The organism is Flexivirga meconopsidis (assembly GCF_026162425.1).
In the GTDB taxonomy this organism is placed as follows: Bacteria; Actinomycetota; Actinomycetes; order Actinomycetales; family Dermatophilaceae; genus Flexivirga; species Flexivirga meconopsidis.
This window is the reverse complement of sequence record NZ_JAOBQJ010000002.1, coordinates 459,696-483,809: the sequence shown is the minus strand read 5'-3', so window position 1 is coordinate 483,809 and position 24,114 is coordinate 459,696. Positions and strand designations below refer to the sequence as shown.

Sequence of the window (24,114 nt, the reverse complement as noted above, 5' to 3'; positions counted from 1 at the left end):
TTCGGGGCGTGAGCCAATTGCCGATCATCGCCGTCGTCGGCCCGACCGCGACCGGCAAGTCCGACCTCGGGGTGGCTCTCGCCCAGCGGCTCGGCGCTGAGATCGTCAATGCCGACGCGTCGCAGTTCTACCGGGGGATGGACATCGGCACCGCGAAGCTGCCCCCGGAGGAGTGGGGTGGTGTGCCGCACCACCTGCTTGACATCCTCGACGTGCGCGCCGAGGCGAGCGTTGCGGCATACCAGGAGCGGGCGCGGGAGGCGATCACCGCGATCCGGGCTCGCGGCCGGGTGCCGATGCTTGTCGGCGGCAGCGGGCTGTATGTGCGGGCGGCGTTGGACGATCTGCAGATTCCGCCGACCGACGCGGCTGTGCGAGCCCGGTGGGAAATGCGGCTGGCGCAGGTCGGGCCGGACCGCCTGCACGCGGAGCTCACCGCTCGCGATCCGGAAGCCGCCGCCAACATCCTGACCAGCAACGGACGCCGCATCGTGCGGGCGCTGGAGGTCATCGAACTCACCGGGCGGCCCTTCTCGGCGACCATGCCGCGGCGCGAATTCGTTGCTCCCACAGTCATGCTCGGCCTGACCATCGAGCGGCCGGACCTCGACCAACGGATCGTGCGCCGGATCGACCGGATGTGGTCCTCCGGGCTGCTCAAGGAGGTGCAGCGGCTGGATCGCGCGGGTCTGCGCGAGGGCCGCACCGCGAGCCGGGCGATCGGCTACGCACAGGCATTGCGACAGCTTGACGGTGCGCTCACCGAAGACGAAGCGAAGGCCGAAACAGCAACGGTGACAAGGAAGTTCGCTCGACGGCAACAAGCGTGGTTCGGATCCGACCCGCGCATCACCTGGTTGCCGTATGACGCGCCGGACCTGCTCGACCAGGCGCTCGCAGCGATCGAACGGGTCGCCTGACAGGACGGGTTTGCCGCGGCATACGCCATGCCGTTGAATGTCGGCGTGACGACCATCGCCTTTGCCAAGGGGGAGGGCACGCTGAACGACTTCGTGCTCGTGCCCGCGCTCGACGGTGCCCTCGAGCTTGATGCCCGCGACGTGACCTTCCTCGCCGACCGGCGCGCCGGCATCGGCGGGGACGGTGTGATCAGGGTGGTGCCGGTGGAGCACGCACCCGATGAGATTCGGCGCAGCGCCGGTGACGCGCGCTGGTTCATGGACTATCGCAATCACGACGGCTCGATCGCCGAAATGTGCGGCAACGGCACCAGGGTGTTCGCGCGCTACCTGGTCGATCACGGCCTGGTCGACACCCCGGAGTTCTCGATCGCGACGCGGGCCGGTGTCAAGCGGATCAGCCCGGTCGGCGACGGCTTCGCCACCGATCTAGGGCCGTGGCGGCTGGCGCGGCCGGCTGATGCCGCCGAGCGGGGTATGGACGGTGTCGTGCAGGTCGTCGGATCCGAGGACCCGCTGCCCGCGCTCAGCCTCGAGCTCGGCAACCCCCACACGGTGGTTGCGCTGCCGCCCGGCATCGACCTGGGCGCGCTGGACCTCACGCACGCGCCACACGTCGATCCGCATCCTGAGCACGGCACCAACGTGGAGTTCGTCCGCGCGCTCGACCCGGGCCACATCAGCATGCGGGTGCACGAGCGCGGTGTCGGTGAGACTCAGAGCTGCGGCACCGGCGCGGCGGCCGCCGCGCTCGCGACCTGGTGGTGGGCCGGTCAGCCCGCCGACCAGCTCGACTGGCGGGTCGACGTGCCTGGCGGGACTCTCGGCGTACACATCGCCGGTGACCGGGTGGCGCTCTCCGGGCCGGCGCACGTGATCGCCGAAGGAGAAGTCACGCTCCCGGCCTGATGCGTGGATTCGTTCCGCATCATCGCGTCAGCCTCTGGTGCCGTTGGCGTCCTCCGGCCGGACCGGCGTGACCCGCAGGATGCGGAAGCCCTTCACGCTCGTGAATCGGGTTGTCGGGTAACCGTTTTCGCTCAGCCATTTCTGCAGCGAATCCGACCCCAGGTTGCGCTGCACCACCAGGTAGGCGACGCCGTCGTCGGTGAGTCGGGGCAACCAGGCGGTGAGCAGGTCGTGCAGCACCTGCTTGCCAACCCGGATCGGCGGGTTGGACCAGATCAGGTCGAACCGCTGGTCGGCCGGCACCTGGTCGGCGGTGGCGGCGTGCACGCCCGCCAGGCCGAGGGCGGTCGCGTTGTGGGTGAGTAGGTCGAGCGCGCGTTCGTTGACGTCGACACCCCACACCTGCGCGTCAGGCGACAGCAGACCGAGCGTCAGTGCGATGGGGCCCCACCCGCAGCCGAGGTCGAGGAAGGTGCCGGAGGCGGGCGGCGGGGGAGCGTGTTGCAGCAGCACGCTCGTGCCCTGGTCGATCCGATCGGGGGAGAAGATGCCCGGCGCCACCTGGATGGCGCGGGTGCGACCGGCAAGCGGCACGTTGATCGTGCGGCGTTCGTCCGCGCTTGCCGGCTGCGCGGTGAAGTAGTGATCGCTCATCGGAGCGCAACGGTATCGCCGCGCCGTGGGGCGTGCGAAAGCCCGAAAGCCCGAGAGTCACCGCGAAAGCCCGAACGCCCGAACGCCCGAAGGCCCGAAAGTCACCGAAAAGGTGCGCGACGCGCCGTGCGCAGCCGCAGGTACGGCGCGTCGGGCACCTTATCGGCGAGTTTCGCGGGTTTGGCGTCGGGCACCTTATCGGCGAGTTTTGCGGGTTTGGCGTCGGGCTCTGAGGCAGGCGGGGGCGCGCTCGGGTCAGCCCGGCGCCCGCGCCGCCAGAGCGAACTCGTGCGGGTCATGCGATGAGGCTCTGGTAGCCGGGGAAGCACACGCGCCATGTATCGCGCAGAGGCGGCACCGTCATACCCGCTCGTTGGACCGCGGTGACGATGCGGCTCAGGACCTGGCCAGGCTGTGCATCGAGCTGCCGACCGGTGACGGAAATGAGGTGCCAGGACTCGGATTCGACATCCTCGCGACGCAGGATGTCGGCTTCCCACTGCTCGGCGCGTTCGACGTGGTGTCGCCCGTCATACTCGATCCCCACCCGCCACTTTCGGTATCCCATGTCCAAGAACCGCCGTCGCCCGGAGCGGTCGATCACCTCGATCTGAAGCTCGGGTTCGGGCAGACCGGCGAGCACGGGCAGCATCCGCAGCCGACTCTCGCGTGGCGATTGGGCACCGACCCGGACGTATGACGCGGCCGTGCGCACCGCTCGCGCGCCCGGGCCCTGCCGCGCCCGCGCCAGCAATGTGAGCTGGCTCGGAGTCGTGAGCCCGCGGTGGACGAGGCTGTCGCCGAGTGCGACCGCGTCGACGAGGTCGAGCACCCGAGCCAGGTCGACGAAGGTGTGCGCCGGCGCGGTGACCGCAAGGCCCGCCGCCGTGGTGAGGTTGGGACGGGTGGAGAAGCGGTGCACGTGCACGCCCGGCACGATCGACTGATGCTTGGCCGTCGTCCCAAGATGTATGACGGCGCTGTCCGCAACCGCGGCGCCGAGCAGCTTGGCGGCCGTCTGATGGCTGACGAACTCGGCGCAGTCGGCGGCCAGCAGGGCAGCGCCGGTCAAGGACGGCAGCGAGACCGGCGCGTCGCCCGCGACATACACGCCAGGAAACAGGCGCCGATAACGGGCTCCGGTCAGCATGTTGCGGGTGATGCCTGCCTGCGCGGCCTGTGCGACGGTGAACGGCTCGGTGAGGTCGAAGGGGAGGTTCATGGGTGAAATCTGCTCGGCGCCGACGCGTTGGCACACCCGCGAATCCCCGATCGGTGGATGGCGCCGTGCCGCGGGGAGGGATGTGGACGCCGCGGAGTTGCTGCGCGACCAGCGAAACTCACCGAATAGGTGCCAGACCAGCGAAACTCACCGAATAGGTGCGCGACACACCGACGGAGCGCTCGTTTGCGGCGCGCCGCCCACCTATTCGGTGAGTTTGGCGGCTGCGCAGGGGCCGGGCTGTGCGGTGGCAGGCCCGGCGCGCGCAGGGGCGCGTCCGGCGGGCCCGGCACGCGCGGCTGTGCGGTGGCGTGCCCGGCACGCCCGGCGCACGCTGGCGCTGAGCGCGGGCGGCGGATTAACTCGCTCGCTTGCGGCGTTGACACCTGAGACGATATGGAGAACATGACAGCACGAAACACCCAAGACATGCGTCGATCCGATCTGCTGGACGGCCGCGCCGAGGCGCTGGCCGCGGACGCGGACGTCGACCCCCGCTACGACAACGACGGCTTCCTCATCGAGGGGAGCACCGACGGCGACCAGTTCGACCGGGAAGACCGCGCCGCGCTGCGCCGCGTCGCCGGTCTGTCCACTGAGCTCGAGGACGTCACCGAGGTCGAATACCGCCAGCTGCGCCTGGAGCGTGTTGTGCTCGCCGGCGTGTGGGGCGAAGGCACCGCGGAGGAGGCCGAGCACTCGCTGCGCGAGCTCTCCGCGCTCGCCGAGACCGCCGGCTCGACCGTGCTCGCCGGCGTGCTGCAGCGCCGTCTCAAGCCGGACCCCGGCACCTGGATGGGCTCGGGCAAGGCCGCCGAGCTGCGCGACATTGTGATCGCCGAGGGTGCCGACACCGTCATCGCCGACACCGAGCTCACGCCGAGCCAGCGCCGCGGTCTTGAGGACGTGGTCAAGGTCAAGGTCATCGACCGCACCGCGCTGATCCTCGACATCTTCGCCCAGCACGCCAAGTCCAAGGAGGGCAAGGCGCAGGTCGAGCTGGCCCAGCTGCAATACCTGCTGCCGCGGCTGCGCGGCTGGGGTGAGTCGATGTCCCGCCAGGCCGGTGGCCAGGCCGCCGGCGGCCAGGGCATGGGCTCGCGCGGCCCCGGTGAGACCAAGATCGAGCTGGACCGCCGACGGATCAACACCCGAATCGCCAAGTTGCGCCGCGAACTGTCCGGGATGAAGACCATGCGCGACACCAAGCGGCACTCTCGCCGCGCGGGTCACGTCCCGTCGGTCGCGATCGCCGGCTACACCAACGCCGGCAAGTCCTCGATCCTCAACCGGCTCACCGGTGCCGGCGTGCTGGTGCAGAACCAATTGTTCGCCACCCTCGATCCGACCGTACGCCGGGCCGAGACCCGCGACGGTCGCGGTTACACGCTGGTCGACACGGTCGGTTTCGTCCGCGAGCTGCCGCACCAGCTGGTCGAGGCATTCCGCTCCACGCTGGAGGAGGTCGGTGACGCCGACCTCGTGCTGCACGTGGTCGACGGTTCGCATCCCGACCCGGAGTCGCAGATCACCGCGGTGCGCGAGGTGCTCGCCGACGTCGGCGCCGACCAGGTCAAGGAGGTCGTGGTCGTCAACAAGGCCGACCTCGCCGACCCGCACGTGATTGACCGGATCCTGCGCGCCGAGAAGCACGCGATCGCCGTATCCGCCCGCACCGGAGCCGGATTCGAGGAGCTGCAGCAGCTCATCGACGACGAGTTGCCCCGCCCCGACATCCGGGTCGAGCTGTTGCTGCCCTACCAGCGCGGCGACCTGCTCTCCCGGCTGCACGAGGAGGGCGAGGTGCTCGCCACCGAGCACACCGCCGACGGCACGCACGTGCACGCCAAGGTCACCCCGGTGCTGCAAGGGGAGCTCGCGGCCTTTTCGGTATGACGGGAGCCGCGACACCCCCACGCCCAGCGTGACGTGGCAGTCTTCGACTCGTGACGACGACACCGCCGACCGCCGAACACGCCCGTCTCGCCGAATCGCCGCAAGCCGATGCCGCGTGGCGGCTGTGGGGTCCCTACGTCTCCGGGCGACAGTGGGGCACGGTGCGGGAGGACTACTCCGCCGACGGAAACGCCTGGGACTACTTCCCGTTCGATCACTCGCACCTGCGCGCCTACCGCTTCGGTGAGGACGGCCTCGCCGGTCTCACCGACCGATTCGGCTTCCTCAACCTCGGCGTCGCGGTCTGGAACGGCCACGACGATCGCCTGAAGGAGCGGCTGTTCGGCCTGACCAACGGCCAGGGCAACCACGGCGAGGACGTCAAAGAGGTCTGGTGGCCGACCGACGCCACCCCGACGCACTCCTTCGGCAGCTGGCTCTACCGCTACCCGCAGGCCGCCTTTCCGTATGACGAACTGGTCGCGGGCAACGCGGCCCGCGATCGGTCGCAGCCGGAGTACGAGCTCACCGACACCGGGGTCCTGGACGACAACCGGTTCTTCGATGTCGAGGTCGACTACGCCAAGGCAAGCCCCACCGACGTGCTCATGCAGGTGACGGTCACCAACCAGGGGCCTGAGCCGGCTGCCTTCGACCTGGTGCCGCAGGCGTGGTTCCGCAACACCTGGGCATGGGGTCGCGACGACCGCACTCCGACGATGCGACGGGCCGACGGTCACATCGAGCTGCAGCACGCGTGGCTCGGGACCTACCGGCTGGAGGCCGAGGGCGACCCGCGGATTATCTTCTGCGACAACGAAACCGACGACCAAGCCCTCTATGGGAGCGCAGGCCGGTCCGACTGCCCGAAGGGCGGCATCGGCCGGGCTGTGGTGCACGGCGACGAAGCCCAGGTGCGTGCTGACTCCGGCACCAAGGTCGGCTTCTGGTGGCACTACGACCAGATCGAGCCGGGCGGCAGCCGCACCGTCCGGCTGCGGCTCTCGGCGACCGCGGCGAGCGGCGAGGACGCAGGTGCGCCGTTCGAGCAGGCGTCGGCCGGCGGGTTCGCCGACTTCGACGAGGTGCTGCAGGCGAGAAAGCAGGACGCGGACGACTTCTACGCCGCTGTCATACCCCAGCAGGCGAGTGGGGACGACGCGCACATCGCGCGCCGAGCATTTGCCGGATTGCTCTGGGGCAAGCAGCTTTTCCGTTATCCGGTCGAGTTGTGGCTCGAGGGCGACCCGGCGGGACCGCAGCCGCCGAAGGAGCGGACCGAGCCCGGTGCCCGCAACGTCAGCTGGCGGCATCTCGACCTCGCCGACGTCATCTCGATGCCGGACGAGTGGGAGTACCCGTGGTTCGCGTCCTGGGATCTGGCCTTCCACACCGTTCCGCTCGCATTGATCGACCCGGCCTTCGCCAAGGACCAGCTCGAGCTGATGGTCGCTGAGTGGGCGCAACATCCGAACGGCCAGCTTCCGGCATACGAATGGAACTTCGACGACGTCAACCCGCCGGTGCACGCGTGGGCGACCTGGCTGGTGTATTCGCTTGCAGGAGACCAGGATCGGGAGTTTCTGATCAGGGTCTTCGGCAAGCTGCTGCTGAACTTCTCGTGGTGGATCAACCGCAAGGACGCCGACGGTTCCTACCTCTTCGAGGGCGGCTTCCTCGGGATGGACAACATCGGGCTGTTCGACCGGTCCAAGCCACTGCCCGACGGGCTGCGACTCGAGCAGTCGGACGCCACCAGCTGGATGGCCTTCTACTCGTTGTCGATGCTGCGGATCGCCGTCGAGCTCGCGCGCGAGATGCCGGCCTGGGGAGCGACCGCGCGCACCTTCTTCGACTACTTCCTGCGCCTCGCGCAGGCGATGGACACCTTTGGTTCCCAAGGGATTTCGCTCTGGGACGAAGGCGACGGGTTCTATTACGACGCGATCGTCCGGCCGGATGGCAGCGGCGAGCGGCTGCCGGTGCGGTCGCTCGTCGGCTTGCTGCCGCTGATCGCGGTCGAGTCCGTGCACCCGCTGCTCGCCGCGCAACTGCCAAGACTGGTGGGTGAGGTGCAGTGGATGGAGCGCCGAGAGACCGGGCTCGCATCGGTCTTCGACCATCACCAGACCCACGACGATCAACGGATCACGATGGCTCTCGTCACTGCCGACCGCCGAAAGCGTTTGCTGGCAAGGATGTTCGACGACTCGGAGTTCCTGTCGCCTCATGGGATCCGATCACTGTCCGCGCAATACCGCGACGCGCTGAGGGTCGACCTCGGCGGCGAGGAGCTGACGTTGCGCTACACGCCGGCCGAGTCGGACAGTCCGCTCTTCGGCGGCAACTCCAACTGGCGCGGGCCGGTCTGGTGGCCGGTCAACTTCCTGCTGCTGGATGCCCTCCAGACGTATGCCGAGGCATACCCCGACGAACGAATCGCCGATGTCGACGGGGCCGCCACCGACCGCACTCTGATGCAGGGCGCCGACGATCTCGCGAACCGGCTGATCGACCTCTTCCGGCCCGGGCCGGACGGCCGCCGCCCCGGCACCCCGCGCTGGTATCCGAGCGGGCCGCTCTGGGACCAGCACGTGACCTTCAGCGAGTACTTCGACGGCGACGACGGCGCCGGCCTCGGCGCCACCCACCAGACCGGCTGGACGGCCCTGGTGGCGCAACTGATCTGCACCGGGACGGCACAGACGCCGGGCTGAAGTGGCTGGATCCACACCGCCCGCGGCGCCTGCGCGAGTCGGTGGCCTTGACGGCATACCCTGGACCAATGCCTGCGGACCTCGACGACCTGATGCGTGCCGCCGTCGGGGGAGTCGGTGGCACCGAGCGCCCCGGGCAGCAGCAGATGGCCAGGGCGGTGGACCAGGCGGCGCGAGACGGTGCTCACCTGCTCGTGCAGGCCGGCACCGGCACCGGCAAGTCGCTTGCCTATCTGGTGCCCGCGATCAAGCACGCCGTCGAGACCCGGCAGCCGGCCATCGTGGCGACCGCGACCCTCGCCCTGCAGGCCCAGATCGTCGACAATGACCTGCCCCGGATCGCCGACGCCGTCGAGCCGTTGCTCGGCCGTCGCCCGACGTTCGGGCTGGTCAAGGGGCGACGAAACTACCTGTGCCTGCACAAGATCGAGGGTGGATACCCGGATGAGGAGGACGCCCTCCTCGAGGTCGGCGAGGTGGACCGTGCCGCCGGCCGCATCGGGGAAGAGGTCGTCCGACTGCGCGAATGGGCGCAGGAGACCAACACCGGCGAGCGCGACGAGCTCGTGCCGGGCGTGAGTGAGCGGGCCTGGCGGCAGGTGTCGGTGTCGGCGGAGGAGTGCCTCGGCTCCAAGTGCCCGATGGTGACCGAGTGCTTCGTGGAGCGGTCCCGCGCGGCAGCCAAGGAAGTCGACGTGGTGGTCACCAACCACAGCTTCATGGCGATCGACTCCTTCGAGGGGCGGCAAATGCTGCCCGAGCACGATCTTCTCGTGGTCGACGAGGCACACGAACTCGTCGACCGCGTCACCTCCACCATCACCGACGAACTCACCGGCGGCATGGTCTCGACCGCGGCCCGTCGCTGCGGGCGTATGGCGGACGCGTCGGCCATGCGTGAGGCGGGCGAGCTGATGCAGGAGTTGCTCGACGGCCTGCAGGAGGGACGCCTGCTTGGCATACCGGACAATCTGGGGCTGGCGCTGGCGCGGGTGCGCGACGCGGCACGCTCGGTGCAGAGCGAGCTCAAGCCCGCTTCGCCCGCCGACAACGACGCGAGCCGACAGGTCGCCCGTGCCGCGGTCGATGAGATCTTCGACAATGCCGACCGGGTCCTGGAGGGCCGCGAGCTCGACGTGACCTGGGTCGCGAAAGACCCGCGCCGTGGCACGGTGCTCCGGGTGGCGCCGATGAGCGTGGCAATGTTGTTGCGGGACAAGGTTTTTGGTGATCGCACGGTCGTGATGACTTCGGCGACCCTGGAGCTCGGTGGGTCCTTCGACTCGGTCGCTGGGACGCTCGGGCTGCGCGGCGAAGGCGGCCCACGCTGGACCGGGCTCGACGTCGGGTCGCCCTTCGATTACCCGCGCCAGGCGATCGCGTATGTCGCCTCACAGCTTCCGCCGCCCGGTCGCGACGGACTGTCCACCGCCGCCATGGACGAGATCGAGACGCTGATCCGTGCCGCCGGCGGGCGCACGCTCGGGTTGTTCTCCTCCACCCGTGGTGCTCGCGCCGCGGCAGAGGAGATGCGGGTCCGGCTGGGCGACGACTTCCCGGTGCTCTGCCAGGGTGACGACCAGATCCGCACTCTTGTGGGGCAGTTCGCCGCCGATGCGCGCACCTGCCTGTTCGGCACGATGACGCTGTGGCAGGGCGTCGACGTGCCTGGCGTGGCCTGCCAGCTGGTGATCATCGACCGCATTCCATTCCCGCGGCCGGACGACCCGCTCGCGTCGGCCCGGTCGCAGGAGATCGCCCGACGTGGCGGCAACGGCTTCATGGCCGTCTCCGCCACGCACGCCGCGCTCCGGCTGGCGCAGGGTGCCGGCCGGCTGATCCGGCGCAGCTCCGACCGCGGCGTAGTGGCCTTCCTCGACACCCGGATGATCACCGCGCGCTATGCCGGATTCCTGCAGAAGTCGCTGCCGCCGTTCTGGCCGACCACCGATCGGGCGTTGGTCCTCAAGGCACTGAAACGGCTGGACGAGACCGCGGGAGCCGTTGGTGGACAACCGGATTCGGCGCCGCAACAGCCAGCGGCCGAGCCGGGGGTCGAGACGGACGCGGTGGTCGCGGCCGACGATCCCGGAGAGATGGCGCCGACCCCCGACCCCGAGCACGACGACCTCGCGCCGGTCGTGGATGAGGTGCCCGTGCCGCCGGCTGACCGGTCCGTGCCGCCGGACGACCGGGACGCCGTGCCGGCCGCCCCGCCCGCCCCGCCCGCCGAAGGCTGGTCCGAGGAGGACGACGAGGAGCTGCGCGACGGCGCTGAGCTAGGTCTGGACCCGGGGGAGCTCGCCGACCACCTCGACCGCCCACTGCCGGACGTGCAGTCCCGGATGGCCCAACTCGGCCTGGGCTGAGCATGATTCGCCGTTCTGAGGCCGCGGGTCTCGCCCTGGTGGTGATCGCCGTGCTGCTCGGTGCCTATCTGACGCACCGCGGCGCGTCGCACACCGGCGAGCTCCGCCTCGACATCTGGTGGTCGCACCACCGGCCGCCCTGGCTGGCCGAACCGAGCAGGTTCATCGCCCACTACGGCGCGGGCCCGCTCGCCTACCTGCCCGTGCTCGCCCTCCTCGTCGTCGTATGGCGCAGAGTCGGCATCCCGGCCGCCCTCGCCACCGCACTCGTCTTCCTCGTCGGCCGGATCAGCGTGACCGTCGCGAAGGCGATCTATCAGCGACCCCGCCCTCCGGCAGACGTGGTGCACGCGCTCGTGCCGATCACCGACAACGCCAGCATGCCGAGCGGACACACAGCGTTGGCAGCGGCATTCGCGGGTGCACTGGTCTACGCGGTGCACCGAAGCGGTCGCTGCGTCATACCGGCACTGTTGCTCGGCGTGGTGCTGGTCGTCGTCTACGGCGTCAGCCGAATGGTCGTCGGCGCGCACTATCTCGGCGACGTCACGGTCGGTGCGCTGCTGCCCGCGGGCGTCATGCTGCTCGTCGGAGGCCTGCTGGATCGCTCGCTCAGCCGCCGGGCGCCGCGCTGACCGGCGACTCGTCACGTCATACGGGCACTAGTCACGCCACAAGGCACTAGTCACGCTCAAGGGGGACTTGTCACGTGGTAGACCACGTGACAAGTCCCCATTCACGTGACAAGTCCCCCACTGACGTGACAAGTGGGCACCCACTGGACAAGTCCGACAACCGCGGACGAGTAAGTCCGACAACCGTGGACGAGTAAGTCCGGCGGCCGCGGACGAGTCCGCTCAGCGCAGCACGACCGTGCTGCTGCCGTTGGGAAAGACCCGGTGCTCGGCGTGCCAGGTGACCGCACGCGCCAGCACCTGCGCCTCGACGTCCCGGCCGGCGACGACCATCGCCTCGGGGGAGTAGCCGTGGTCGATGCGCGCCACGTCCTGCTCGATGATCGGGCCCTCGTCGAGCTCTGCGGTCACATAGTGGGCGGTGGCGCCGATCAGCTTGACCCCGCGCTGGTGGGCCTGGTGATAGGGCCGCGCCCCCTTGAAACTCGGCAGGAACGAGTGGTGGATGTTGATCGCGCGCCCGGCGAGCTGCGCGCACAGATCGTCGGACAGCACCTGCATGTAGCGGGCGAGGACGACGACCTCCGCGCCGGTCGCCTCGACCAACTCCAGCAGCCGCCCCTCGGCGGCCGGCTTGTTGGATGCGGTCACTGGGATGTGGTGGAACGGAATGTCGTGCGACGACACCAGCTTCTGGAAGTCCAGGTGGTTGGAGCCGACCGCCGTGATGTCGAGCGGCAGCGCGCCGACCTGCTGCCGATAGAGCAGGTCGTTCAGGCAGTGACCGAGTTTGGACACCATCACCAGCGCCTTCATCCGCTGCCCGGCCGGCCAGAGCCCCCACGTCATCGCGAAGCGTTCGGCGACCGGCCCGAGCGAGGCCCGCAGTGCGTCCTCGCCCATCGCGCCGTGCACCCGGGCCCGGAGGAAAAACTGCCCGGTCAGTGGGTCGCCGAACTGCTGGCTCTCGTCGATGTTCGCGCCGTGCTCGACGAACACCGAGCTGATCGCCTGCACGATGCCCGGCCCATCGGCGCACTGCGCGGTGAAGACGAAGGACTGGTCTTGCTCGGGCACTCTCGTTCCTCAGCTGTCGGCGGCAGATGGCAAGGTGGCAGTATGACGGACGTCCCTTCGCTGGTGCTGATCGCGGGTCCGGAGCAGGTGCTCGCCGAGCGGGCCGCCGCGAGCGCGATCGACGCGCTGCGCGCGGCCGACCCGCAGGCGGAGCTGATCAGGCTGGACGCTGCGTCATACGAGGCGGGGGAGCTGCAGCTGCATGCCAGCCCGAGCCTGTTCGGCGGCAGCAAGATCGTGCTGGTCCGCGACCTGGACGAGGCTCGCGAGGAGCTCATCGCCGATGTGGTCGACGTCGCTGCCGCCGGGCTGGTCGACGCGACGCTGATCGTGCAGCACAAGGGCGGCGCGCGCGGCAAGAAGGCGCTCGACGCGATGAAGAAGGCCGGCGCACGGGTGATCGACGCACCCGCGATCAAGAGTGACCGGGACAAGTCGGCGTTCGTGACCAACGAGTTCCGGGTCGGCCGGCGCAAGATCGAGCCGGACGCCGTCCGCGCGCTGCTGGAGGCAGTCGGCAAGGACCTGCGCGAGCTGGCGTCGGCCTGCCGGCAGCTGATCGACGACACCGAAGGCGTGATCACCGCCGAGGTGGTGGAGCGCTATCACGGTGGCAAGGTCGACGCGACCGGCTTCCGGGTGGCCGACGCGGCGGTCGGCGGCAATGCCCCCGAGGCGCTCCGCCTGCTGCGCCACGCGCTGGCCTCCGGCCTCGACCCGGTGCCGATCGTCGCGGTGCTGGCCAGCCAGCTGCGCCAGATCGCCCGGGTCGCGACGGCCGGGCGCGGCTCGTCGGCGGCCCTCGCCAAGGAGCTCGGGATGGCGCCGTGGCAGGTCGACCGGGCGCGCCGCGACGCCAAGGGCTGGGACGGCGACCGGCTCGGCCGGGCCATCCAGGCGGTCGCTGCGGCCGACTTCGACGTCAAGGGCGGCGGCCGCGACCCGGTCTACGCGGTCGAGCGGGTCGTGCTGACCATCGCTGCGGAGCGGCAGGGGTAGCGCCGGCAGGGGTAGCGTCCGCGCCCGATTTGGGCGCGATCCCGCGCCGCTGGTACCTTAAACACTTGCGTGCGCGCTCTGGTCGTGCGCGCACGACAGCACCAACCAGCGCGGCACATCGCCCGGGTGTCCCCACGCCCCATCCGTTGCCGCGTCTGTCACCCTCATGACAGATTCCGATCGACCAAGAAGGTTTTAACAACAGTGGCAAACATCAAGTCGCAGATGAAGCGGATCAAGACCAACGCGATCCGCACTGAGCGCAACCGGGCCTACAAGTCGGAGCTGCGCACGTGGATCCGCAAGACCCGCGAGGCCGTCGACGCCGGCGACAAGGACAAGGCGACCGAGCTGCTCGCCGCCGCGTCCAAGAAGCTGGACAAGGCCGTCAGCAAGGGCGTGATCCACAAGAACCAGGCCGCCAACAAGAAGTCGGCCCTGGCCAAGGCGGTCAACTCGCTCTGACGCGAGCCTTCAACGCTCACGCATGACTTTGGCCCGGTCCCCGCTGGTTTCCAGACCAGGGGGACCGGGCATCGTCATACGTGGCTGGGCAGACCCGACGGCACCGCATCGATGACGAGGAACCAACGATGAACGACGAGAGCCCCGCGCACCGCTACACCCCGGCACTGGCCGGCGAGATCGAGCGTGCCTGGCAGGACCGCTGGGAGGAGCGGGGCACCTTCTGCGCGCCGAATCCGACCGGGCCGTGGGCCGATTCGGCCGCCGTCGGCGACCGGCCGAAGTTCATGGTGCAGGATATGTTCCCCTACCCCAGCGGTGACGGCCTGCACGTCGGGCACCCGCTGCCATTCATCGCCACCGACGTCTACGCGCGCTATCAGCGGATGACCGGCAAGAACGTCCTCTACACCCAGGGCTTCGACGCGTTCGGGCTGCCGGCCGAGCAGTATGCCGTCAAGACCGGGCAGCACCCGCGCAAGACCACCGAGGACAACATCGCGACGTTCACCCGGCAGGTGCGCATGCTGGGGCTCTCGCACGACCCGCGCCGCAAGGTCGCGACCATCGACCCCGGCTTCTACAAGTGGACCCAGTGGATCTTCACCAAGATCTGGGGCGCCTGGTATGACGAGGCGGCCGGCAAGGCACGCCCGATCGAGGACCTGGTCGCCGCCTTCGAGACCGGCGACGTCGCGACCGCGGACGGCCGCCCGTGGGCGCAGCTGTCCGCCGACGAGCAACGCGCCGAGATCGACGGCCGCCGCCTCGCCTACAAGAAGGAAGTGCCGGTCAACTGGGCGCCGGGCCTTGGCACCGTGGTCGCCAACGAAGAGGTCACCAGCGAGGGCCTCACCGAGCGCGGCGACATGCCGGTCTTCCAGCGCAACCTGTCGCAGTGGATGATGCGCATCACCGCCTACGCCGACCGGCTGCTGGACGACCTGGACCGGGTCGACTGGACCGAGTCGATCAAGGTCATGCAGCGCAACTGGATCGGCCGTTCGCACGGCGCCTCGATCCGCTTCGCGGTCGACGGGGTCGCCGACCCGATCGAGGTGTTCACCACCCGTCCCGACACCATCTTCGGCACGACGTTCATGGTGCTAGCGCCGGAGCACCCGCTGGTCGGGCAGCTGACCCCGGACTCGTGGCCCGACGGCACCCAGGATGCGTGGACCGGCGGCGCGGCCACGCCGGCGGAGGCGGTCTCGTCATACCGCACCGCGACCTCGCGCAAGTCCGAGCTGGAGCGGCAGACCGAGGACGCCAAGGCCAAGACGGGTGTCTTCACCGGCTCGTTCGCGACCAATCCGGTGACAGGGCAACCGATCCCGGTCTTCATCGCGGACTACGTGCTGATGGGTTACGGCACCGGCGCCGTCATGGCGGTGCCCGCCGAGGACGCCCGCGACTGGGACTTCGCCAAGAAGTACGACCTGCCCTACGTCCGCACCGTGCAGCCGAGCGAGGGTCACGACGAGGACCAGCCCTACCTGGGCCAGGGCGCCATGATCAACTCCGACAACGACCGGATCTCGTTGTCCGGCAAGGAGGTTGAGCAGGCCAAGGAGATCGTCATCGACTTCCTCGAGCGCGAGGGGGTCGGCCGCGGCACGGTCACCTACAAGCTGCGCGACTGGCTGTTCAGCCGGCAGCGCTACTGGGGCGAGCCCTTCCCGGTCGTGTATGACGAGGCCGGCGTCGCGCACGCGCTCCCGGAGTCGATGCTGCCGGTCGAGCTACCCGACGTCGCGGACTACTCGCCGAAGACCTACGAACCCGACGACGCCGACTCCGAGCCGGAGTCGCCGCTGTCCCGGGCGACCGAATGGGTCGAGGTCGAGCTCGACCTGGGCGACGGCCCCAAGAAGTACCGCCGGGAGACCGACACGATGCCCAACTGGGCCGGATCCTGTTGGTACGAGCTGCGTTACACCGACCCGGCCAACACCGAGCGCTTCGTCGACCGGGGCTGCGAGGAATACTGGATGGGCCCTGGCCGCGGTGCCGGTGCGGGTGTCGCGAACGACCCGGGCGGCGTCGACCTCTACGTCGGCGGCCCCGAGCACGCGGTGCTGCACCTGCTCTACGCGCGGTTCTGGCACAAGGTGCTCTTCGACCTCGGCGAAGTGACGTCGCAGGAGCCTTTCCGCCGGTTGTTCATCCACGGCTACGTGCAGGCCTACGCCTTCCGCGACCACCGCGGCCAGCCGGTGCCGGCGGCCGAGGTGGTCGAGCACGGCCAGGGCAAGGACCTGACCTTCACCTGGCAGGGCCAGCCGGTCACCCGTGAATACGGGAAGATGGGCAAGTCGCTGAAAAACGTTGTCACGCCTGACGAAATGTCCGCCGAGTACGGCGCCGACACCTTCCGGGTCTTCGAGATGTCGATGGGCCCGCTGGACATCTCCCGCCCCTGGGAGACCCGCGCGGTCGTCGGCTCGCAGCGCTTCCTGCAGCGGCTGTGGCGCAACGTGGTCGACGAGGAGAGCGGCGACCTGCGGGTCGTCGACGAGGCACCGGGCGAGGACCTGAAACGCCTGCTGGCCAAGACGATCGACGGTGTCGGCCGCGACTACGAGGCGTTGCAGTTCAACACCGCGATCGCCAAGCTGATCGAGCTGAACAACGCGATCACCAAGGAGCTGGCGCCGCCGCGCGAGGCGGTCGAGGCGCTGGTGCTGATGACCGCACCGGTCGCACCGCACATCGCCGAGGAGCTGTGGTCGCGGCTCGGACACCCGGAAACGCTGACCTACGAGGCGTTCCCGGCCGCCGACGAGTCGCTGCTGGTGGACGACACGGTGACCTGCGTGGTGCAGGTGCAGGGCAAGGTGCGCGACCGGCTCGAGGTGCCGGTCAGCATCTCCGAGGCCGACCTGGAGGCCATGGCCCGCGAGAGCGAGAAGGTGTTGAACGCGTTGGACGGCAAGCAGATCCGCAAGGTGATCGTCCGAGCGCCCAAGCTGGTCAACATCGTGGCAGGCTGAGCCAGGGCGAAACCCGAGGAGGCGACGAGATGAAGGTCGCGGTGGTCACGGACTCCACGGCGTATCTGCCGGCCGAGATCGCGGTCGGCCACGGACTGCACGTCGTGCCGATGCGCATCGCGATCGGCGGCGAGACCCGGCTCGAGGGTCGCGACGTCAGCGCCGGCGAGGTGGCGCACGCGCTGCGCGAGTTCGTGCCGGTGTCGACCTCCCGTCCGTCGCCCGCGGTCTTCACCGAGCTTTACGCCGAACTCGCCGAAGCCGGACACGACGCGATCGTCTCCGTGCACGTGTCGTCGCAGATGTCCGCGACCCTGTCGTCGGCGCAGCTCGCCGCGCGTGACTCACGGATCCCGGTGACCGTCGTCGACAGCGGAACCATCGGCATGGCAATGGGTTTCGGGGTGATAGCGGCGGCGGAGTCTGCGGCGGTCGGTGATCCTGCGGAGTCTGTTGCAGAGACCGCGCGGCGCCATACAACGGCGTCGGAGACGGTGTTCTACGTCGACACCCTCGAGCACTTGCGCCGCGGCGGGCGCATCGGGCGGGCGTCGGCGCTGATGGGTTCGGCGCTGGCGATCAAACCCCTGCTCACCGTGCGCGACGGCCACATCGAGCCCCTGGAGCGGGTGCGCACGACGGCCAAGGCGCTCTCCCGGCTGACCGAGCTGGCCGCGAAGACCGTCGAAGACCTCGCCGAGCAGCCGGACGTCGACGGGGTGGACGTCGCGGTGCACCACCTGGACGCGCGCGAGCGCGCCGAGACACTGACCGAACGACTCGCCGAACGACTCACCGACGCACGGCGGGTGCTGCTGGTCGAGCTCGGCGCCGCGGTCGGCGCGCACGTCGGCCCCGGCACCCTCGCGGTCGCGGTGACGCCACGCTTCACCGGTCGCCGTCGCATCGTCGGCGCCTCGGTCTGACACCCACGCCGTCCACATCCCTCGCCGGTCGCGCCGGTCGTCCACAGCACGCGCCTCTCGGTCGGCGCGAACTCACCTGCCGCGTCTAGCTTTCCGGGTATGGCGCGACAGCGGAACGACGAACCGGTGCCCGACCGGCTGACGGCCGTGCTGGAGGAGCTCGAGGCAGTCCGGCGCGCCCCGGGCTGGGTGCCCGCCGAGCAGGACGTGATCGACCAGCCACGGTCGCGGGTGGCACAGCTGCCTCGGCGCGTCGCAGCCACGGCTCGGCGCCCCACCGCCGCGGAGGATGCCGGGACACCGGATGAGACCCGGGTCGAGGCGAGAGGTGCGCGACATGCGGCGCGCGGGGCGTCCGAGGAGCTGCATCCGCGCCGACCGTTGCTGCGCCCGCCTGAGCCGTTGCTCGGTGCCCAGGTGGCGCCGAGCCGACTCGCGGTCATCGGTGCCGTGGTGCTGGTGGCGATCGCCGCGCTGGTGTTCGGCGGCCGGGTGCTGCTGGCCCGGACGGCAGCAACGCCACGACCGGTGACCGCCACCGGGTCGGCCGCGCCGCCGGCGTCGGCCAGCGCCTCCGGACGGGCGAGCCGGTCGACCGAGCCGGGAGCCGCCGGCTTCGCGGCATCGCCCGGGCCGCAGGCGTCCAGTGCGGCGTCGGTGCTGGTGGTGCAGGTCGTCGGTCAGGTGCGGCGCCCGGGTGTCGTGCAGGTGCGTGCCGGGTCGCGGGTGCAGGATGCGGTCGAAGCGGCCGGTGGGGCGCTGCCGGGCGCCGACCTGGCGGCGATCAACCTGGCACGGCAGGTGAGCGACGGCGAGCAGATCCAGGTCCCGAAGCCGGGGGAGCAGGTCACGCCGCCACCGGTGACCGGAGGCGGCTCGGGCGGCACGGGTGCCGGAGCGGCAGGCGGCGCGCCCGGCGCGGCGTCGGCACCGGCGATCGTGGACCTCAACACCGCCGACCTGGCTGCTCTCGACACGCTGCCCGGTGTCGGTCCGGTGTTGGCGCAACGCATCGTGCAATGGCGCACGGACAACGGCCGCTTCACCAGTGTCGAAGAGCTCGGCGAGGTCAGCGGGATCGGCGACAAGCTGCTGGCGCAGCTGACGCCGCTCGTCCGGGTCGGCTGATCGGCGATGAGGCTGCTTCGGTCGGTGCTGGACCGGGTGCTGCCCGACAGTCCAGGCCGAAGTGGGGCGCCCGCGCGGCTCGATCTGCGGCTGCTCGTCCCCGCCGCAGCCGGCTGGCTCGCGGTCCTGGTCGCGCTGCGCCTGCCTGCGATCTGGGTGGCCGTCGCGGCCGGCGTTGCCCTGCTGACTGCGATCCTGCTGCTGCGGCGGGCCAGCACCGGCCAAACCCGAGGCCGCACCACCGCGGCGTTGTCCTGCGCGGCGGCCGCCCTGGTGCTCTGCGGGACCGCAGGACACCTGCTGACTCGACAGGCCGGCCCGGTGCGCACGCTGGCCGCGCAACGAGCGACAGTGCGCGTGGAGGCCGTGATCGACACCGATCCACGCCCCGTCGCCGCTGCCCACACCTTCGGCAAATCCCTTGTCATCACGAAGATTTCGGTGCGCGAAGTCATTGGGCGCGGACAGCGCAGCACACCCCGCACCCCGGTGCTGGTGATCGGTGACGACCGCTGGCTGCCGCTGCACTGGCGCGAACGCGTCGCCTTCTCGGGCAGGTTGCAAGCGGCTGAGCCGGGCGACGACGTGGAGGCCGTCATCATCCCGCGCGGACCGCCCCGAGTGGTCTCCGGCGCCGGCCCACTGCTGGCGGGCATCGAGGCGTTACGCGCCGACCTGCGTGCCGCCACCGAGCCGTTGCCGGGCGATCCTCGCGGGCTGGTGCCGGCACTGGTCATCGGTGACACCTCCCGGCTGCCGCAGGAGCTCAACGATGATATGCGCGCGACCGGCATGACCCACCTCAACGCGGTCTCCGGCAGCAACGTCACCATGGTCCTGCTCGCCGCGATGTGGGTGGCCGGGTGGTTGCGCATCGCAGGCCGCCGTCGCCTGGTGTTCGCCGGTGGGGCTCTGCTGCTCTTCGTGCTGCTGTGCCGCCCCGAACCCTCCGTGGTCCGCGCCGGCGCCATGGGCGTGGTCGGGCTGATCGGCATCTCGGCGGCACGGCGTACGGCGGGAGCTCCGGCGCTCGCGGCCGCGGTGTTGGTGCTGCTGGTCTACGACCCGTGGCTGGCTGCGTCATACGGCTTCGCGCTGTCCTCGTTGGCAACCGCCGGGCTGCTCTTCTTCGCCCGCCCCTGGGCGGATCGGATCGCCCGGTTCCTCCCGCGCCGGCTCGCGCCGCTCGCGGAGGCCATCGCGATCCCGATGGCCGCCCAGGCCATGTGCGCCCCCGTGATCGTGCTGCTGCAGGGGTCGGTCAGCCTGATCGGCGTCCCCGCCAACGTGCTGGCCGCGCCGCTGGTCGCACCGGCGACACTTGCCGGGATCATCACCGTCTTGGCCGCGCCGATCAGCACCCCGCTCGCGTACGTCCCGGCGTGGCTCGCCGCGCTGCCGACGTGGGGGATCGCCTGGATCGCGCACGCCTGCGCGCGCGTGCCGCTCGGTGTCCTGCCCTGGCCGGACGGCGCCGCGGGTGCCCTGCTGCTTGCCGGTCTCACCCTGGTGCTCCTCGTCGGAGGCGTGTGGCTGCTGCGGGTGCTCTGGTTTCGGCCCTATCTCGCCGCGGCCGGCGCGCTGGTCGCTGCGGCCGCCTCGGCGCCGGTGCCGGTGTTCGGCTGGCCACCCGCCGGCTGGGTCTACGTGGCGTGCGATGTGGGTCAGGGTGATGGCGGAGTGCTCGCTACGAGCCCTGGTCACGCGGTCGTGGTCGACACGGGTCCCGAGCCGGCCCCGATCGCCGAGTGCCTGGATCAGCTCGGGGTCCGGGTGGTCGACGCGTTGGTGCTGACCCATTTCCACGCCGACCATGTGGGCGGCATCGACGGGGTGTTCCGGGGACGTGACGTGCGCGAAATCTATTCGACACCAGTGCATTCCACCGGTTCGCCCGCCGGGAGCCGCGATGCGAAGCCGGACGGCGAACCCACCGACGAACCAAGCGACGAGCCGCTGGTCGAGTCGGCGCTGCGCAGGCATGGCCTCGTCGCCCGGCCACTGCAGACTGGCGTGCAGTTGCACTACCCCGGCCTGGCTGCCCGGGTGCTCGGCCCGTCCCGGGTGATCCGGGCCGGGTCTGTGCAGAACAACGCCAGTGTGGTGCTCGACGTCCGATCGCGAGGCTTGCGCCTGCTGCTCACCGGTGACATCGAGAAGGAGGCGGGTGCGGCGGTGCTGCGTCAGTTGCGCGCCGAAGCCGATGCGGAGCCGGTTGATGTGCTGAAGGTGCCGCACCATGGCTCGGCCAACCAGGATCCGGAGTTGGAGCGCGCGGTGCACGCGCCGATCGCGGTGATCAGCGTCGGCGCGGGCAACGACTACGGACACCCGGCACCGCGGACGCTCGATCTGCTGCGGGACAGCAACTCCACGGCGTTTCGCACCGACCGTGGGGGAGCGATAGCGATCGTCGCGCGTGGCGGCACACCGTCGGTCGCTCGACCCTGAAGTGCGCATTTGCGCATACGACGCATAGCTGATTCTTAGGCAGGCACGGGATCATCCCGCGCGTGCCTCCTCTCAGCGCCACCCGACTGCTCACCGAGTGGACCTGGTCGACGGGCGGTGTGCTGCTCGCCGTCGCGCTCACCACGGGCTACTTCGCGCTGGTCGTCCGGGCCCGTCGGCGCGGGGTGCGCTGGCCCTGGTCGCGGATCGCGCTCTTCTTGACCATCGGCATCGGTGTGCTGGTCTACGCCACCTGCGGGCCGGTCGGCGCCTACCGCACGACGTTCATGTTCATGTTCGCGGTGCAGGTGGTGCTGGTCGGCACGATCGTGCCGGTGGGGATCGCGTTGGGCGACCCGATGCGGCTGTTCACCGCGGCGGCCGGCCACGACCAGACCTGGCTGCACCGTGGACTGCGCAGCCGGGTCGCGAAAACGATTCTGCATCCGGCGGTCTCGGCCGTGCTCGACATCAGCGGCATCATGCTCGTCTTCTTCACCGGGTATGGCGTGGCAGCCACCCGATCCGAGGTCGTCGAGGCGGTCCTGCTCGTCCATCTGGTCACGATCGGCGTCGCATTCGGGGTGCCTCTGCTCGTTGACGAGTTGCTGCCGCGCTGGGCCACCCCACCGGTCCGCATCATGCTGGCCTTCTTCGACGGCCTGATCGACGCGGTGCCCGGCATCGTCGTCTTCACCCGCAGTTACCTGCTGATGCCGGACTTCCCCGGGTTCGCATCTGCTGCGGCCAGCGCCCGCAACGGCCTATCGGCAATGCAGGACCAGCGGTTCGCCGGTGGGTCGCTGCTGCTTGCCACCGAACTCATCGGCGTGCCGGTGCTGGGTGCGGTCTTCATGGAGTGGCTTCGATCGGACGCGGAGGAAACCCGTGAGGTCGATGCCCGGCTGGACGAGCAGGAGCAGACCCGCCAGGCGAGCGAAGCGCAGGAGGGGGCGGGCGACGAACCGTGGTGGGTCAACGACCCGCGCATGGCGGAGCGCTTCCGGCGCTGAGCCGGCCACGGCATACCCGAGGATGGTGTGCGGCGTTAGGAACAGACGTTCTTGGACTGCGCGGCCTCGCACAACGCATCGAGGGTGGCCGCGACGGCCGGCACCCGCTGCAGGTCGGGGGTGGTGACGGCATACACCGCGCGTCGCGATGCCGGATCGATCGGCAGCGTCTTGATGCCCGGGTTGCTTGCCGAGCGGCGGATGAGGTCCGGGATCAGCGAGACGCCGAGACCCTCGGCGACCAGGCCCATCACCGCGACGTAGTCCTCGGTCTCGAACGCGACGTCGGGGGTGAACCCGGCGCGGCCGGCCAGCGACAACAGGTGGCCCCGGCAGCGCGGACAGCCCGCGATCCATGGTTCCTGGGCAAGGTCGGCCAGCTTGACCTTCTTCGACTTCGCCAGCTCGTGGTCGACGGGGACGGCGAGCCGCACCTCGTCGTCGAGCAGCTTGCGCGTCACGAACGCGTCCAGGTCCTCCTCGCCGCGGGCCAGATCGGTGCCCTCGTAGGCGAATGCCACCGCGACGTCGCATTCACCGGAGCGCAACGCGGCGAGCGACTCCGGCGGCTCGGCCTCGGTGAAGCTGACGTGCACGTCGGGGAAGCGCTCCTTGACCAGTGCCAGTGCCCGGGGCACGAGAGTGGACGACGACGACGGAAACGCCATCAGCCGCACCCGCCCCGCACGCAGCCCGGCGATGGCGGCAACCTCCGACTCCGCCGCGTCCAGCGCGGACAGCACGGGGACGGCGTGACGGGCGAGCACGGACCCGGCCTCGGTCAGCCGGACATTGCGGCCGAGCCGCTCGACCAGCACCGTGCCGGTGCGCTCCTCGAGCCGGCGCACCATCTGCGAGATCGCCGGCTGCGAGTAGCCGAGCGACGCAGCGGCGGCCGTGAAACTGCCCTCGTCGTGGATCGCCTTGATCACCCGCAGTCCTGCCGCATCAATCATGTGACCAGAATAACCCGATGTTATTGATAATCGCCAGTTGCGGTCGATCGCTAATCGAAGTTGGCTGCGGCTCCGACTTGAGGCTGATGTATGCCGGAGGCTCTCGTCATACGGTCGGAGCATGCTGATCTGCTGCGAAGTCCTGCTCGTCGCGACCAGTCCCGAGGGCAAGCGCCTGGCCGGTGGCTCGCAGCTCGATCTGGCGCTCGCCGGCGCCGTGCTGACCGAGCTGGCCGCGTATCAGCGGGTGGCGATCAAGGACGGCCGGCTGGTCGTGCTCGACGAGCGCCCGGGCGGCGACCCGCTCCTGGACCATGCGCTCGCGGTCTTCGCCGAGGGCGTTGGCAAGAAGCCGGAGAAGGTGTTGCCGAAACTCGCCAAAGGGATGACCGACCGGGTCTATGAGCGCCTGGTCGCCTACGGGGCGGTGCGCAGGGACGACGGCGGTTTCCTGCAGTCGACCAAGCATCCCGTGCTGGACGGCGCGACCCGCGACACCCTGCTGAACGCCGGCGGCCGGGTGCTCGACGGCACCGCGCGGCCGGACCTGCACAGTGGATCGCTGGTGGCGCTGCTCGCCGCAGCCGACGCCGTCACCAAGGTCTACGACGCCGACCGCTTCGGGGTCTCGGGTCGCGAGCTCAAGAAGCGTGCCAAGGCGGTCGGTGAGCAGGACTGGGCCGCGGGCGCCGCGGCAGCGGCGATCAAGAGCGCGCAGGACGCAGTGCTGGCCGCGGTCATCGTCTCGACGGTGGCGACCACGACCGCGGTGAACAACTGACGG

At 70.1% G+C, this 24,114-nt stretch carries 18 protein-coding genes; 14 read left to right on the top strand and 4 right to left on the bottom strand.

Annotation, left to right across the window (positions count from 1 at the left end; genetic code table 11):
• Nucleotides 1-8 precede the first annotated feature (8 nt).
• Together miaA and dapF are read left to right on the top strand one after the other, a co-directional pair.
• On the top strand, nt 9-920 hold the full coding sequence (miaA, locus tag N2M23_RS07595) for a tRNA (adenosine(37)-N6)-dimethylallyltransferase MiaA (RefSeq protein WP_265444495.1): 912 nt from the start codon (nt 9-11) through the stop codon (nt 918-920).
• 45 nt (nt 921-965) lie between these two features.
• On the top strand, nt 966-1,829 hold the full coding sequence (gene dapF, locus N2M23_RS07590) for a diaminopimelate epimerase (protein WP_265444492.1): 864 nt from the start codon (nt 966-968) through the stop codon (nt 1,827-1,829).
• Nucleotides 1,830-1,856: 27 nt separating this feature from the next.
• On the opposite strand, the gene N2M23_RS07585 is transcribed toward dapF, so the two are convergent.
• Together N2M23_RS07585 and N2M23_RS07580 are read right to left on the bottom strand one after the other, a co-directional pair.
• Nucleotides 1,857-2,483 (bottom strand): class I SAM-dependent methyltransferase, encoded by a 627-nt coding sequence (locus tag N2M23_RS07585; protein WP_265444490.1) that lies wholly within the window; start codon nt 2,481-2,483, stop codon nt 1,857-1,859.
• A gap of 295 nt (nt 2,484-2,778) precedes the next feature.
• Entirely contained in the window at nt 2,779-3,705 is a 927-nt protein-coding gene (locus N2M23_RS07580) for a hypothetical protein (protein WP_265444488.1), read from the bottom strand.
• 405 nt (nt 3,706-4,110) lie between these two features.
• Between N2M23_RS07580 and hflX the strand changes: the two genes are divergently transcribed.
• The 4 genes from hflX (at nt 4,111) to N2M23_RS07560 (ending at nt 11,322) form a co-directional block, all read left to right on the top strand.
• Nucleotides 4,111-5,601: a GTPase HflX gene (gene hflX, locus N2M23_RS07575; protein ID WP_482792388.1), complete on the top strand. Its 1,491-nt coding sequence runs from the start codon at nt 4,111-4,113 to the stop codon at nt 5,599-5,601.
• Between the two features lie 50 nt (nt 5,602-5,651).
• Nucleotides 5,652-8,318 (top strand): MGH1-like glycoside hydrolase domain-containing protein, encoded by a 2,667-nt coding sequence (locus N2M23_RS07570; RefSeq protein ID WP_265444485.1) that lies wholly within the window; start codon nt 5,652-5,654, stop codon nt 8,316-8,318.
• Between the two features lie 68 nt (nt 8,319-8,386).
• Nucleotides 8,387-10,687 (top strand): ATP-dependent DNA helicase, encoded by a 2,301-nt coding sequence (locus N2M23_RS07565; protein WP_265444484.1) that lies wholly within the window; start codon nt 8,387-8,389, stop codon nt 10,685-10,687.
• A 2-nt stretch (nt 10,688-10,689) separates the two neighbouring features.
• Nucleotides 10,690-11,322 carry a phosphatase PAP2 family protein gene (locus N2M23_RS07560; RefSeq protein ID WP_265444483.1) on the top strand — a complete coding sequence of 211 codons (633 nt, stop codon included), beginning with the start codon at nt 10,690-10,692 and terminating at the stop codon, nt 11,320-11,322.
• 222 nt (nt 11,323-11,544) lie between these two features.
• Here N2M23_RS07560 and purU read toward each other — a convergent pair whose 3' ends face one another.
• Nucleotides 11,545-12,399 carry a formyltetrahydrofolate deformylase gene (purU, locus tag N2M23_RS07555; protein WP_265444481.1) on the bottom strand — a complete coding sequence of 285 codons (855 nt, stop codon included), beginning with the start codon at nt 12,397-12,399 and terminating at the stop codon, nt 11,545-11,547.
• Nucleotides 12,400-12,441: 42 nt separating this feature from the next.
• On the opposite strand from purU, the gene holA reads away from it, so the two are divergent.
• The 7 genes from holA (at nt 12,442) to N2M23_RS07520 (ending at nt 22,374) form a co-directional block, all read left to right on the top strand.
• A complete protein-coding gene (gene holA / locus N2M23_RS07550; protein ID WP_265444479.1) occupies nt 12,442-13,398 on the top strand; it encodes a DNA polymerase III subunit delta in 957 nt (318 codons plus the stop codon).
• Between the two features lie 204 nt (nt 13,399-13,602).
• Nucleotides 13,603-13,863: a 30S ribosomal protein S20 gene (gene rpsT, locus N2M23_RS07545; RefSeq protein ID WP_171154439.1), complete on the top strand. Its 261-nt coding sequence runs from the start codon at nt 13,603-13,605 to the stop codon at nt 13,861-13,863.
• A 128-nt stretch (nt 13,864-13,991) separates the two neighbouring features.
• On the top strand, nt 13,992-16,856 hold the full coding sequence (leuS, locus tag N2M23_RS07540) for a leucine--tRNA ligase (protein ID WP_265444477.1): 2,865 nt from the start codon (nt 13,992-13,994) through the stop codon (nt 16,854-16,856).
• Nucleotides 16,857-16,885: 29 nt separating this feature from the next.
• A complete protein-coding gene (locus N2M23_RS07535; protein ID WP_265444475.1) occupies nt 16,886-17,782 on the top strand; it encodes a DegV family protein in 897 nt (298 codons plus the stop codon).
• 99 nt (nt 17,783-17,881) lie between these two features.
• On the top strand, nt 17,882-18,910 hold the full coding sequence (locus N2M23_RS07530; protein ID WP_265444473.1) for a ComEA family DNA-binding protein: 1,029 nt from the start codon (nt 17,882-17,884) through the stop codon (nt 18,908-18,910).
• A 6-nt stretch (nt 18,911-18,916) separates the two neighbouring features.
• A complete protein-coding gene (locus N2M23_RS07525; protein ID WP_265444472.1) occupies nt 18,917-21,361 on the top strand; it encodes a ComEC/Rec2 family competence protein in 2,445 nt (814 codons plus the stop codon).
• A 62-nt stretch (nt 21,362-21,423) separates the two neighbouring features.
• Nucleotides 21,424-22,374 (top strand): cytochrome c oxidase assembly protein, encoded by a 951-nt coding sequence (locus tag N2M23_RS07520; protein ID WP_265444471.1) that lies wholly within the window; start codon nt 21,424-21,426, stop codon nt 22,372-22,374.
• Between the two features lie 35 nt (nt 22,375-22,409).
• Here N2M23_RS07520 and N2M23_RS07515 read toward each other — a convergent pair whose 3' ends face one another.
• On the bottom strand, nt 22,410-23,330 hold the full coding sequence (locus tag N2M23_RS07515; protein WP_265444469.1) for a LysR family transcriptional regulator: 921 nt from the start codon (nt 23,328-23,330) through the stop codon (nt 22,410-22,412).
• Nucleotides 23,331-23,451: 121 nt separating this feature from the next.
• Here N2M23_RS07515 and N2M23_RS07510 point away from each other — a divergent pair, with 121 nt between their 5' ends.
• Entirely contained in the window at nt 23,452-24,111 is a 660-nt protein-coding gene (locus N2M23_RS07510; RefSeq protein WP_265444467.1) for a GOLPH3/VPS74 family protein, read from the top strand.
• The last annotated feature ends 3 nt before the right edge of the window (nt 24,112-24,114 follow it).